Here is a 14118-nt window from a genome sequence, read left to right on the forward strand (position 1 = left end):
CACCCAACAATGCTCAAACAAGCTCACCCAACAATGCTGGGCAAGCTTGGTTCATGGTTTTAACGACACAATCAGAAAGCGAAGTTCACCGAGGCTATCGCTGTGCGCCCCTCTCCTGGCACCAATGACGACGAGCGAGACGTTGAACCGGTACTGGTGCGAACTCGATCGTAATACTCTTCGTTGAACAGGTTGCGGACATTGAGCTGCACATCCACCTCATCGTTAATCTGGTAGGCAGCCATCGCACTGTGCACCACATAATCATCTACCTTGGCAGTGCTTTTGGTGCTGATATTACGCTCACTCATGTATTGCAAGCCGTAACCCAATTGCAGTGCATCCGTGACATCGTAGGTATTCCATAGGCTGAACGAGCGCGGCGGGGTGTTAGCCAGTGCTTGACCTTCCTGAGCGAAATCATTTGGCGCAGCATTGAGGATTTCGCTGTCGAGGAACGTGTAATTGGCGAAAATATCCCAATTCTCGGTCGGCTTACCTGCCACTCCTAACTCAATACCGTCGACACGCTGCTTACCATCAAGCACCACCGGATCAGCCAACGGATCGTTGCTGGCTACGCGGCCGTCGGTTTTAGTTACACGGAACACCGCAGCATTGACCGCGAGACGATCACCAAACAACTCCCATTTGGTGCCCAGCTCCCATGTTTCATTTTTTTCGGGGTCAAGATTTTGATCATCCTCAGACAAGTCTCTGCCAATCCGGCCACGGCCCACAATGTTCTCGGCTGACGGGTTGAACGAGTTACCCCATGCCAAGTAGATGCTGCCATTTGGTGCCGGCTTGTAGACCACACCCAGACGCGAACTGAGCTCTTCATCGGTGGTACTGAAGCGAGCGGAAGGAGCCTGCACGCCATTACGGATAGAGGCTGACTTGGCACTCCCGTCAAGGTAGTCGTAACGCAGGCTGGCGTTAAGTTGCCATTGCTCATTGAGTTCAATCGTATCGATTACATACAGCGCTCGGCCATCGAGTTCAGAACTAACTTTCTCGGTGTCGCGCTTATTGGTTTGACCGCTGTAATAACCCGGCGGGTGGTACAGATCAAAAGCCTGCCCCGTGAAATCAAGGCCGTAGGATTTATTGGTACGATCATATTTCTCTTTAGAAATTTCGGCCCCAGTCACCAGCGCATGTGCGAGAGGACCGGTGTTAAAGTTCCAAGTCAGGTTCGTCTGGTTTATCGCCAGCTTGGTGTTGTAGTCGCGGCCCAAACCTTGCGGCCCCGCTGGAACATATTGCCCCGGGGCAAGTCCTGGCGCACTGGTATTCACGTGCGATGCGGAAACCACGGTCAGGCGGTCGACCTCTGAAAACCGCGTGAGGTTTTGCAGGCTTAGCAGGTCGTTGAATCGATGATCCAACTTAACCGTAAACGACTCGGTATCGGTCTCTTCGCGGTCAATGTTGTGAAAGCCGTAATAGTTGTCGCGGTCAACGCCGGACAACACCTTGCCGTCACTCGCGGGTAAACCGTAGTCGGGCAAATCGTGGTCAGACTGGCGAAAGTAACTCAGGTTAAGCTGGGTATCGGTGCCCATGCCGAAGGTTAGCGACGGCGCTATACCCCAACGATCTTGATCAATATTGTCGCGCTCGGCCACTCCATTCTGGTGGCCCATCAGGTTAAGACGAAACGCCGCGCCTGGCACACCGTCAAGCTGCTGATTGATATCTGCAGTGAGGCGCTGGTATTGATCTGTACCCAGGCCAATGCTGGCGCGATTGAAATCCCGGGCTTGCGGCATTTTGCTCACTAGATTGATCGAACCGCCCGTGGTACCCGAGCCGCCGTAAGCAGAGTTAGGCCCCTTTATCACTTCAACCGATTCAAGATTGAAGGTGTCAGAGCGATTGGTTTGCGCACTGTCACGCAACCCATCAATCAGGATATTACTGCTGGCACTGAAGCCGCGAATATTGATGCTGTCACCCAAACCGCCGCCGCCCTCACCCGCCGCAAAGGTGATTCCGGAGACATTCGACAGCACCTGACGCAAGCTAAGCGCGGCTTGGTCCTCAATCACCGCTTGACTGATTACCGTGACCGTTTGCGGTGTATCAAGCAGGGGCGCAGTGTATTTTGGCGACTGTAGATTATCGACTTTGAAATCATCTTCCTGATGACCCTTTACCGTAACGCTATCCAACTCGACAGCTTGCTTCTTTTCGCTGGTCTGTTCAGCGAAGCTATTACCTGCACATGAGGCAATGGCAAACCCGATAGCTGAAGCCAGCCGCGCTGAAGCCAGCCGCGGAAGAGGGAGCGCATCCTTGACGTACTGTGTCTGCATCACAATTATTCCAATTGCTGAATGAGACTCAATGCTATTTGATAATCAATAGCGATATTGGTATTAGTAACAAAGTTGTAATATTATTTGTATCAAAATCTTTCTCAGAGGTTGGGCAGCGTATTAATTCACCCTGCCGAAAACGCAAAAGCCCGCCAATTGGCGGGCTTTTGCTTTGCTGGATGGTTTACAGGTAGAAAGCTTTCAGCGGTGGAAAACCGTTGAATTCAACCGCGCTGTAGCTGGTGGTATAGGCGCCGGTTGAGAGCCAGTACAGGCGATCGCCACTGGCTAAATTAAGTGGCAGGCCGTACTTGTAGTTTTCGTACATGATGTCGGCACTGTCGCAGGTTGGACCGGCGATAACCACTTCTTCCATCTCGCCATTCTTCTCGGTCCAAATCGGGAACTTGATCGCCTCGTCCATGGTTTCGATCAGGCCTGAGAACTTACCCACGTCGGTGAACACCCATCGCTCGACCGCAGTGCGCGACTTACGCGAAACCAGCACCACTTCGCTGACCAGAATACCGGCGTTGGAGATCAACGAGCGACCCGGCTCAAGAATGATTTCTGGCAAGTCATCGCCAAAGTCATCTTTAAGAAAGCGGATGATTTCTTCAGCGTAGGTTTCCAGGCTGTTGGTGCGCTGAATATAGTTGGCAGGAAAACCGCCACCCATATTGATCATGCGCAGGACGATGCCATCTTCCTCTTTCAGACGCTCGAAAATCACTTTGACTTTAGCGATTGCCGCATCCCACACGTCGATATCGCGCTGCTGCGAGCCAACATGGAACGACACACCGTAAGGGTCCAGACCAAGCTGCTTGGCTAGAATCAGCAGATCCAGCGCCATGTCAGTCTGGCAACCAAACTTGCGCGACAGTGGCCAGTCAGCAGAGGTTGAGCCCTCGGTGAGTATGCGCACATAGATTTTCGAGCCAGGCGCGGCCTTGGCAATATTGCGCAGATCCGCCTCAGAGTCGGTGGAGTACATGCGCACGCCCTTCTCATAGAAGTAGCGGATGTCCTTGGCTTTCTTGATGGTATTGCCGTAGCTGATACGGTCGGCGCTAACGCCGCAGGACATCACTTTATCCAGCTCATAGATCGAGGCGATATCGAAGTTCGAGCCTTTATCCTTGAGCAACTCGATAACTTCCACGGCCGGGTTGGCTTTGACCGCGTAATAAATCTTGGCGAACTCAAACCCGGCACTCAAGTCGTCGTATGCCTTGCTGATGATTTGGGTATCAATCACCACGAACGGAGTTTCTTGCTTATCGGCAAACGCCTTCATCTTCTGAAAAGTGGCGGGTGCGTAGTAATCATCAACATTGATCGACATGCGTGGACTCCATTTGGCTAAACCGGAATACATAAATTTCGAGTAACTGAGCCCCTGAGGGTTCAATTATTCGGCGGGGCCGGTTGCTTCTACTGAAGGTGACGCAACTACATTCAGTTGAAACAACGCAAATTGGCGCAGCAGCCAGGTTCTATAGCGCATGCACCAACTTCGAACGTCTGATCAGTCTCCCCACTTTGGTCGCCTACTTCCCAAGGCATTTCGCCGAGAATCAGCCTTGTGCTGTTTCCACAAAAGCATGACCTCTCGTCGTCTGTACTTGAGCCGGATGGATCGTTGCCAGCATGGACGTTCGGGGCGGAACTTTAGGGCCATGCGCCCTGTAGATCAATCACCAATGGGCGCTTTTTAGCCCTATTTAATGCATTAGTTGCTGATCGTTTTAGATTCAAAACAAAACGTGTTTTATGCTGCACGAATTAAGCATTGAGACAAATATCAGCGCCCGGCATGACCGCAAGATGACAACCTTTCAGCCTGGGTATCAGCCGCCGATACAGGGCTGCCAGAAGCACCAATTGGCATCAGTTTGACTACTGATCAGGTCATTCACCAAAAGTAGCTGCTTTTCACGTTATAATTGGCGGTTTTACGGGCCGGCTGTCGTTCGCCCGCCCGCAACCGCATTTAGTCAGGCAACCACCCAATGACCACTCAGGCCGCCGAAGTCGCGAAACGTCGCACGTTCGCCATTATTTCCCACCCCGACGCCGGTAAAACCACCATTACCGAAAAACTGCTATTGATGGGTAAAGCCATTGCAGTGGCGGGCACCGTTAAATCGCGAAAGTCCGACCGTCACGCGACCTCCGACTGGATGGAAATGGAGAAGCAGCGTGGTATCTCGATTACCACCTCGGTGATGCAGTTCCCCTATCGCGAGCACATGATCAACCTGCTCGACACACCGGGCCACGAAGACTTCTCGGAAGATACCTACCGCACACTGACTGCAGTGGACAGCGCCTTGATGGTGCTCGATGGCGGTAAAGGGGTTGAGCCACGGACCATCGCCCTGATGGACGTTTGCCGTCTGCGCGATACGCCGATTGTCAGCTTCGTCAACAAACTCGACCGCGACATTCGTGACCCGATTGAGCTGCTCGACGAGATTGAAGCAGTCCTCAAGATCAAAGCTGCGCCGATCACCTGGCCGATTGGTTGCTACCGCGACTTCAAGGGTGTTTACCACCTCAGCGAAGACTACATCATTGTGTACACCGCCGGTCACGGCCACGAGCGCACTGAAACCAAGATCATCAAGCACCTGGATTCAGACGAAGCTCGCGCGCACCTCGGTGATGAATACGATCGTTTTGTCGAACAGCTTGAGCTGGTGCAAGGCGCTTGCCATGAGTTTAACCAGGAAGAATTTCTCAGCGGGCAATTGACCCCGGTCTTCTTCGGCACCGCTCTGGGCAACTTTGGTGTTGATCACGTCCTCGATGCAGTCGTTGACTGGGCACCAAAACCATTGCCGCGTGCTGCTCACGAACGGGTGATTGAACCGACTGAAGAAAAATTCAGCGGCTTCGTATTCAAGATCCAAGCGAACATGGACCCGAAGCACCGTGACCGTATTGCCTTTATGCGTATCTGCTCAGGCAAGTACGAAAAAGGCATGAAGATGCGCCACGCGCGCCTGGGCAAAGACGTTCGCGTACCGGATGCACTGACCTTCTTCTCTTCCGAGCGTGAACAGCTGGAAGAAGCCTACGCAGGCGACATTATCGGCTTGCACAACCACGGCACCATCCAGATTGGCGACACCTTCACTGAAGGCGAAAGCATCGGTTTTACCGGTATTCCGCACTTCGCCCCAGAGCTGTTCCGCCGCGTCCGCCTGAAAGACCCGCTCAAATCCAAGCAACTGCGTCAGGGCTTGCAGGAGCTTGCAGAAGAAGGCGCGACGCAGGTGTTCTTCCCAGAGCGTAGCAACGACATCATCCTCGGCGCGGTCGGTGTGCTGCAGTTTGATGTGGTCGCCAGCCGCTTGAAGGGCGAATACAAGGTTGAATGCGCTTACGAGCCAATCACCGTGTGGTCTGCACGTTGGATCGAATGCAGCGACAAGAAAAAACTCGAAGACTTCAAGAACAAGGCCCAGGAAAACCTTGCCATTGATGGCGGCGGCCACCTGACCTATCTGGCGCCAACCCGAGTCAACCTGGCGCTGATGGAAGAGCGCTGGCCGGATATTAAATTCCGCGCCACTCGCGAACACCACTAACAACCAATAATGATCGAACGACGAGAGGCGCCCGTCTCTCGTCTCTTCTCAAACCTCTAAGCAATCCTATACCGCAGCCGCGAATAACCCGGCATGCGCAAGCATTACGCCTGCACACAAATACCGAAGCAATAATTGAGGCCAACGGCGTACGCCCTGCTCGCCGCATGCTTTTACGCACCCGCAGCACCGCCACAAAGGTCTAACGAGCGCATGGCTGAGCGCATCGAGCGCTAATCAATTTAGACCGTCCGGCACCACAGACCAATATGTGTCAAAATACTACAACAAGCCTGACACGAGCTTGCCTGACCCTCATCAATGCGGTCCAGCGCCTTATGCCCAGCGACTCTAAACCTCAGAAAAAACTCTCTGCGCGCCAAAGCTTTCGTGCCCGGCGTCGATACCTGCGCGTGCTGCGCCAGCGCTTGGCATTCTGGGTCGGTGCGCTGCTGGTGGGTTTGGTGGCTCTGGCATTTGCCTGGCTAGCGGATGAGGCAAACGTCTATTTCCAACTGATGCTCAACCACAGCAGTTACTGGCCATGGCTCGTTACCCCGCTAGGTTTCGCCGCATTGGCCTGGGCCACACAAGGCTGGTTCAGCAACGCCAAGGGCAGCGGCATTCCACAAGTGATTGCCACGCTTGAGCGCCCCTCCAGCCGTTTCCGTAACCGCGTGTTATCACTTCCCATTGCTGCAGTAAAAATGGTGCTGTCAGTGGCTGGCCTGCTGGTGGGTGCCTCGATTGGTCGCGAGGGCCCGACAGTGCATGTGGGCGCGGCGTTGATGTATACCTTTGGCCGCCGTCTTGGTTTACAGGTCCGTAGCGCAGGCTCAGGCCTGATCATCGCGGGCGGTGCGGCAGGCATCGCCGCAGCATTCAACACACCTCTGGCGGGAGTGGTCTTCGCGATTGAAGAGCTCAGCCACCGCTTCGAACAAAGCCTCAACGGCTTGGTGCTGACGGCTGTTTTGATCGGCGGCATGGTCACCCTCGGCTTGATGGGTCACTACAGTTACTTCGGCGAACTCAGTGCCGAGTTACCGCTAAGCCGCGACTGGCTGGCCGTATTGGCCTGCGGTGTCGCGGGTGGCTTGGCAGGAGGGTTGTATTGTCGACTGGTATTGCCCGCTAAACCCGGGCCCTTGGCGCTGATGGCGGCTTGGCGAGCGAAGCGTCCGGTGATCTTTGCAGGTATTTGCGGTTTGATCATGGCGCTGCTTGGGCTGATTTCCGGGCAACATGTTTTCGGCACTGGTTACGCCGAAACCCGGGCAATTCTTGAAGGCCAGCCGGTTACAGACGCTGGCTTTATCATCTGGAAGTTTCTCGCCAACGTGGTCTCGTACCTGGCGGGTATTCCCGGCGGTCTGTTTTCGCCTTCATTGGCTGTCGGTGCCAGTTTTGCCCCGTGGATTACCGACTGGATTCCCGGTATCAGCCTGCAAGCAGCGGGTTTGATTGGCATGGCGGCGTACCTTGCCGGTGTCACTCGCACCCCGCTAACCGCGACAGTCATCACCATCGAGCTATCACACAGCCAAGACATGGCATTGCCGGTTTTGGCCGCCAGCCTGCTGGCCAGCGCTATCTCAGGACGCATCTCGCCAGTGCCGCTTTACCGCGCTTTAGCCATGCAAGTTATGGATGTCGAGCGTGAGTCGATCGCCAAACGGCGCAGTAAAAGACTGCAAGACAGTGCTGATGCAGCAGCCAGGAAACAAACAGAACAAGCATCCGAGCAAGCCAAGCCCGAGCAAAGTTAACGCTCAACTCAGCGCGAAAAACTGGCCTCTCCGAGCTAAATCACCGATGCTAGGCGGACGACAGACTCAACCGTTACTGGCCTGAATGCATGCGCCTGATTGACACCCACACCCACCTCGACTTCCCCGACTTCGACGCTGACCGCGCTGAAGTCCTCGCTCGCAGCCGCGAATTGGGCGTTGCACGCATGGTGGTGCTAGGTGTGGAGCAAGCCAATTGGCGGCGTGTCTGGCAACTGGTCGAGAGTGATAAAAGCCTGTACGCCGCACTGGGTTTGCATCCGATGTATTTGGCGCAGCACCGTGAAGCACACCTGCAAGAACTCCGTGAGTGGCTGCAACGCTTGCAGGGCCACCCACAACTCTGTGCGGTCGGGGAGATTGGTCTCGACTATTTTATCGAAGGGCTTGACCCACAAGCGCAGCAAGTCTGGTTCGAAGCACAGTTAAAGCTCGCGGTTGAATTTAACCTTCCAGCTTTAATTCACGTGCGCCGCTCGCACGCAGTCACCATCGCCACACTGAAACGCATAAAGCTGCAATCTGGCGGCATCATTCATGCGTTTGCTGGCAGTTATGAAGAAGCGCGAGAGTACATCAAGCTTGGCTTCAAACTCGGTCTTGGCGGCGCCCCGACGTGGCCGCAGGCGTTGCGCATGCACCGGGTTCTACCGCGCCTGCCGCATGAAGCCATCGTGCTGGAGACAGACTCACCGGACATGCCGCCTGCGATGTATCCGCAACAACGCAACAGCCCTGAACACTTGCCGGATATTTGTCGCGCGCTGGCACAGCACCTCAATCTCAGCCCCGAACAACTGGCCACGATTAGCAGCAGCAACGCTGAACAGTTATTCGGTTGGTCGAGCTAGTCTCGCCAGACTTCAGTCTTCGACCAACACGTAACCGCGCAGTAAGGCTGCTTAGACGCGGAATGCGCCAATCAACTGCTTAAGCTGTGAAACCTGCTCAGACAGCGCGCGGCTGGCTTGCTCGGTATCGCTGGCACCTTCAGCCGTACGCTCGCCCGCCTGATTGATCTGCACAATATTCTGGTCGATATCATGGGCAACAGCTGTCTGCTGTTCAGCCGCCGCTGCGATTTGTTGGTTTTGATCAACAATCATACCCACGGCACCCAGTATGTTTTCCAGCGCAGCCTGTACTTTGCTTGATTCTTTCACCGTGTCATCAGCCATTTTATGACTGATGCCCATGGTTTTAACTGCAGCACCTACACCGCCCTGCAACTTGGAGATCATCACTTCAATCTCTTCCGTTGATTGCTGCGTGCGCTTGGCTAAATTGCGCACTTCATCTGCGACCACAGCAAAGCCCCGGCCCTGCTCACCTGCGCGTGCGGCTTCAATTGCGGCGTTAAGTGCGAGCAGGTTGGTTTGCTCTGCCACCCCTTTGATCACATCCAGAACCTGCGAAATCGAGGCGCTGTCGCTGGCAAGCTGATTGATCACCAGGACCGACTGATCAATTTCACCAGCAAGTCGCTGGATACTGCTGACTTGCGCTTCAAGCAAGGCACGGCCGGAGATGGTTTCATCATTCACACTGTTGGCACTGCCTACTGCCGCCGCGGCGCTACGCGCTACTTCCTGCGCAGTCGCAGACATCTGATTCATCGCCGTGGCAACCTGTTCGATTTGCCCCAGTTGCCCGGCAACGGCCTGGTTGCTCTGTGCTGAAACCGACTCAACTCGCTCAGCTTGGCGCTCGACTTCAACAACCGTCAGGCCAACGCGGTTAATCAGCTCACGAATTTTCACCACAGTGCCGTTGAACACCCCGCCCAGATCGCCCACTTCGTCCTGACTGCTGGCCTTGAAGCTTGCAGTCATATCACCAGTGGCGACTTGATTCATGGTCATGCCAAGCTGCTTGAGGCTGGTGCGAACCGACACATAGAAGCCGCTGTAAAGATAAAAAATCAGCAGTAAAACCAACCCCAGCGCGACAGCCATCAACAACATTTTGTTTAAGCTGGCCTGTAGGCGCTCCTCAAGGCGCTGGTCAAGCAGGCTAACCACGGCATTGCTCAAATCGTAGGTTTTGCCGATCAAAGCCGTGGTATCAGTGAAGAAAGCTCGCCATGGCGCATCCAGCGTGTCAGCGATCACCACTCGATCTTCAAATAACCGCACGGCATCAGTCAGTGATTCCTGACTGGATTGAGCCAGACCGTCCAGCGCAGTACGCACATCCGGGCTGGCGCTGAGCACTTGTTGAACATCAACCGCGTAAGCACCGCTAAGGTTTTCCAAAGACTCAAGCAAGTCGGCAAAGGCATTGCTATCCGCCGAATTCAACACCCCCCGGCCGAGTGTCGCCGCACCCAATTCACGACCTTGGGCTAATGCCTGAGTAACCTGAGGCATGCTGCTGATAAGCAAATTGGTCAGTTGCCGCACAGTACGTTCACTGTCTTGGCTCAAGCCAGCCTGACTGGCTATCAACTTGGCAAATACACCTGTGCGGCCCAACAGTTCTCGGCTTAGAGCGGCTTTGCTACGCATTGAGCTCTCTGCCTCTATCGCCTGCAGACCTGCGGAAACCTGCTCCTGCTGGGCGGTAAATTCGGCGAGGTCGGCGGCGTCACTCACTGCGGGCCGCATGCTGGCTACAGTGTTTTCAATCGAGGTTTTTGTCGCGCTGATTTCTTCAGCTAAGCCACTGCCTTGGTTATTGGCACCCAACTCAGCGTCAACACTCAACAAATTGGCGTATAGCTCTGCGTCTCGGCGCAACTGCAGAGCGTTTGATAGCGACTCAATACTGTTGCGAGCAGACTCACTCATCCGATACTGACGATAAGCGTCATGCATCAAAAAGTAGTTGGTCACCAGCATGGGCAGAAAAAACAGGATGCTGATGAGTCCAAACTTCATGCCGAAACTCAGGCGGTTCATCAGCGCGATGGCCGGATACAACGCGGTCTTCACAGGACGTCTCCAGATCTAATTATTTTTATTAGTAGGCTCAGCGATGCCGCTGGCTGCCTTTTACTACTCATGCGCCCTTAACATGACGATTGGTCAGACAGCACAATCAATCGCAGCAACAGAGGCACTCTGTATACCTGTTATCGACCTGATCTTCTGTAACTTAAGGTAAGCGAAGAACCGCAAGATACTGCAGAAAAGCGGCTCAGGGGATGCATCTAAAGAGTGAAAGCCAAAGGCAGGCCGTCAGAACCCGTGATTAGATACTTGAAACAGGGTGAACAAGCTTCGCGTCGTCACACCCTACGTGCCCTTGTAGGGTGTATGACGTTTTTTTATATCCCCTGGCGACGGACGCTTTAAGGAACCTCTGAAAAAGGTAGCGAGCGACGGGAGTACAAGGCGAAAAGATGCGAAACAGCGCAGTTTAGTTGTCCTAAATGAGCATTTTGAGCAGCTTTTCAACGCAGTAATACCTAGCGCAGTAGTTTTTCAGAGGTTCCTAAAGAAATAGCGTCCACAGCGCGAAGACTGCATACCAAAGAATCGCGCAGCGCACCAACAGTTGCCACAGCTCATCCAGCGTGTTTACCCCGGCCTCGCCCAGCGTCGGCGCAGGCACTTCACTCGCAGCTCTGGCAACATTGGCGACCAAGCGTGTAGCGCTGATATCCCAGCTCAGCAACTCATGCAGCAGCGCCCGACTGACGCCTACAAAGTTACCCACTAGCCCAAAACTTACGCAGAGTAATCGTACGGGCAACCAATCAAATGCGTGACGTAACTGCCCGGCTCGCGACTGCAGTTCCGGCCGCTGTGAATGTTCCTCGATCAAAGCCAGTAATCGATACGCCAGTGCAGCCAGTGGTCCAAGCAAGGCGTACCAGAAAATCACTGCAAAGAAGCTTTGATAGGCCTGCCAAACCAGGTATTGCTGCACATTTGTCAGCAAACCTTCCGGGTCTTGCGCGTCAATACCTAGGTCGCGGCGCGCCACCAGATAAGCCGACTCACTGTCGCTGCGACGCCAACTGTCACGAAACGGCCCCAAGGCAACCAGCAAATCACCACGACCCAAGCTGTAGACCACAATCAACAAGTGAACGGGTAACGCCAGCCAGCCGTAAGCAACAGGCGCCAACACAATGAGCACCAGTGCCAAGACCAGCAGCGGCACAGCCAGCAACCCGACAAGCGCTAGCCATGGCATAGCCAGCTGCTTTTCGTTGCGCTCAACCTTGGCTAACAGCCGTAACCAGGGACCGTCTTGCTGAATGGCACTGCGCCAGGCCGAAAACTTTTCAACCCAGAGCACCAACAGCAACACCAGAAAATTCATATAAGCCTCTATTGTTCAGTCAAACTATTGCGCAAACGCTGCCAGTCAAACGCCGGGCCGGGATCAGTTTTGCGCCCAGGCGCAATATCACTGTGACCGCGCATACGCTCAAGAGTGATCTGTGGATAGGCGCGTTGCAAGGCCAAAGTGAGTGCTTTCAATGCATGATATTGCGCATCGCTAAAAGGCAGTTCATCGGTGCCTTCCAGCTCGATACCCAACGAAAAATCATTGCAGTTTTCTCGCCCCTCAAAACACGACACGCCAGCGTGCCAGGCTCTATCCCGACACGAGACAAATTGAGTAATCTGTCCATCACGCTCAATCAAAAAGTGCGCTGACACCGTCAACTCAGCGATTTCTGCAAAGTACGGGTGCTTGTCAGCATCGAGCTGGTTCTGAAAAAAAGCATGCACGTTGCCGCCACCAAACTCACCCGGAGGCAGGCTTATATTGTGCATCACCAACAATGAGACCTCGCCCGCAGGCCGCTCATTGCAGTTAGGTGAAGGACAGTGGCGGATTCCTTGAAACCAACCGGTGCTTGAATCCAGCTGCATACAGATTCCTCTAAACAGACGACTACTCTAGAGCAGCAAGGTGACAGGGCCAAGCGGAAAACCGCTAAACCTGCAAGCAATCAAACTCCGCAACCCAAATGGCGGACAAAAAAGCGCTGTCCTCCCTACAGGACAAACACCGCTTCGTAGGGTGCGACAACGCGAAGCTTGTCCACCAAAAGCCGCACTGCAACCATACTTCGCAACCTAAATGGCGGACAGAAAAGCGCTGTCCGCCCTTGTATCTCGACTACTGCTTATTTTAGAGCGATAGTTCCCGATTGATCCTCGGGGGAGCGAGTGCAAGCCGTGTCCGCCCTAAAGCTTCGAGCTTGTAACGTAGATAGCGCTGCACTCCTCCGCACTCATCCAGCAAGTCCGAACGGTATCCTGAGCCTCGAGCTCGCATCAGCAAGGTTGGACGGATGAAGTGATGATCGACCTAACTCAATGAGGAGTAAGCGTCATGACGATAGTTGTCGGCATCGACATAGCTAAACAGACCTTCGATATCGCCACTCTGCAAGATAACGGCAAGTACCGCACCAAAGCCAAGCTGAGTAATAACGCTGCGGGCTTTGAGGTCTTTCGGCAGTGGTTGCTTAAGCACGCTGAAGCCGATGCCTGGGTCGTAATGGAGGCCACTGGCATCTATCACGAAGCTTTGGCTGAGTGGCTGTTTAAGCTGGGTTACCGTGTTTGCGTCCTTAACCCCGCACAAATGGCCTATTACGCTCGCAGCCAGCTGCAGCGGGTAAAGACGGATAAAGTCGATGCCAAGCTCATCGCTGACTATGGCCGCAGGCATCAGACCGAACTACGAGCTTGGCAGCCTGAGCAGCCTTCTATTCGCCGTCTGAAAGCGTTAGTGCGCCGTTTGAAGGATTTGCAGGAGCTGGAGCAAATCGAACAAAACCGCCTAGATGTGACCAACGAACAGAAGGTCAGGGCGTCAATTGAATCGGTGCTTGAGCACTTGCGTCAACAAATCGATGAAACGCTAAAGGCGATCAAACAGCACTTCGATGACAACGACGATCTACGCGGCCAGCGAGACCTGCTAACCAGTATCGATGGCATTGCGGACAGAACCGCAGCGCTTGTACTGGCGGAGTTGGGCGATATCGAACGCTTCGAAAGCAGCCGTGCGGTCACGGCCTTTGCCGGACTTAATCCCAGGTTACAAGAATCAGGAATGCTCAAAGGTCATGTGCGGATATCGCGCATGGGCTCAGTTAGGTTACGCGCCGGGCTTTATATGCCAGGTATCGTATCCATCACTCGTAACCCCGCTATTCGGGCACTGGCTGAGCGAATGAGAGCCAATGGCAAAACGGGTAAACAGATCATCTGCGCAGCTATGCGCAAGCTGCTCTGCATTGCCTACGGAGTACTAAAATCCGGAAAACCATTTGATCCTCTTCTCGCTATTGCAAGATGAGGATCAAGACGGTATCTACAAGACAAACATCGCTTCGTAGGGTGCGACAACGCGAAGCTTGTCCACCACAAGCCGCACTGCAACCCTATTTCGCACCATAAGCGGCGGACAGAAAGACGCTGTCCTCACTAC

Annotated in this window: 9 protein-coding genes; 4 read left to right on the top strand and 5 right to left on the bottom strand. The window is 54.1% G+C overall.

What is annotated here, in order from left to right; genetic code table 11:
• Positions 1 to 71: 71 nt before the first annotated feature.
• A complete protein-coding gene (locus B9K09_RS18135) occupies positions 72 to 2321 on the bottom strand; it encodes a TonB-dependent siderophore receptor (RefSeq protein ID WP_087518137.1) in 2250 nt (749 codons plus the stop codon).
• A 187-nt stretch (positions 2322 to 2508) separates the two neighbouring features.
• Complete coding sequence (locus tag B9K09_RS18140) at positions 2509 to 3672, bottom strand: type III PLP-dependent enzyme (protein WP_087518138.1); 1164 nt, start codon at positions 3670 to 3672, stop codon at positions 2509 to 2511.
• Positions 3673 to 4339: 667 nt separating this feature from the next.
• Between B9K09_RS18140 and B9K09_RS18145 the strand changes: the two genes are divergently transcribed.
• The 3 genes from B9K09_RS18145 (at position 4340) to B9K09_RS18155 (ending at position 8564) form a co-directional block, all read left to right on the top strand.
• Entirely contained in the window at positions 4340 to 5923 is a 1584-nt protein-coding gene (locus B9K09_RS18145) for a peptide chain release factor 3 (RefSeq protein WP_087518139.1), read from the top strand.
• 338 nt (positions 5924 to 6261) lie between these two features.
• A complete protein-coding gene (locus B9K09_RS18150; RefSeq protein WP_087518140.1) occupies positions 6262 to 7692 on the top strand; it encodes a chloride channel protein in 1431 nt (476 codons plus the stop codon).
• Between the two features lie 89 nt (positions 7693 to 7781).
• Positions 7782 to 8564, top strand: a complete 783-nt coding sequence (locus tag B9K09_RS18155) for a TatD family hydrolase (protein WP_087518141.1) — start codon at positions 7782 to 7784, stop codon at positions 8562 to 8564.
• Positions 8565 to 8615: 51 nt separating this feature from the next.
• Here the strand turns inward: B9K09_RS18155 and B9K09_RS18160 are convergent, their stop codons facing one another.
• The 3 genes from B9K09_RS18160 to ampD form a co-directional block, all read right to left on the bottom strand.
• On the bottom strand, positions 8616 to 10646 hold the full coding sequence (locus B9K09_RS18160) for a methyl-accepting chemotaxis protein (protein WP_087518142.1): 2031 nt from the start codon (positions 10644 to 10646) through the stop codon (positions 8616 to 8618).
• 502 nt (positions 10647 to 11148) lie between these two features.
• Positions 11149 to 11985: a regulatory signaling modulator protein AmpE gene (ampE, locus tag B9K09_RS18165; protein WP_087518143.1), complete on the bottom strand. Its 837-nt coding sequence runs from the start codon at positions 11983 to 11985 to the stop codon at positions 11149 to 11151.
• A gap of 8 nt (positions 11986 to 11993) precedes the next feature.
• Positions 11994 to 12545, bottom strand: a complete 552-nt coding sequence (gene ampD, locus B9K09_RS18170) for a 1,6-anhydro-N-acetylmuramyl-L-alanine amidase AmpD (RefSeq protein WP_087518144.1) — start codon at positions 12543 to 12545, stop codon at positions 11994 to 11996.
• Positions 12546 to 13011: 466 nt separating this feature from the next.
• Between ampD and B9K09_RS18175 the strand changes: the two genes are divergently transcribed.
• Positions 13012 to 13986, top strand: coding sequence for an IS110 family transposase (locus tag B9K09_RS18175; RefSeq protein ID WP_087516234.1), 975 nt, complete (start codon positions 13012 to 13014; stop codon positions 13984 to 13986).
• Positions 13987 to 14118 lie beyond the last annotated feature (132 nt).

The organism is Pseudomonas sp. M30-35, from assembly GCF_002163625.1.
Lineage (GTDB): Bacteria > Pseudomonadota > Gammaproteobacteria > Pseudomonadales > Pseudomonadaceae > Aquipseudomonas.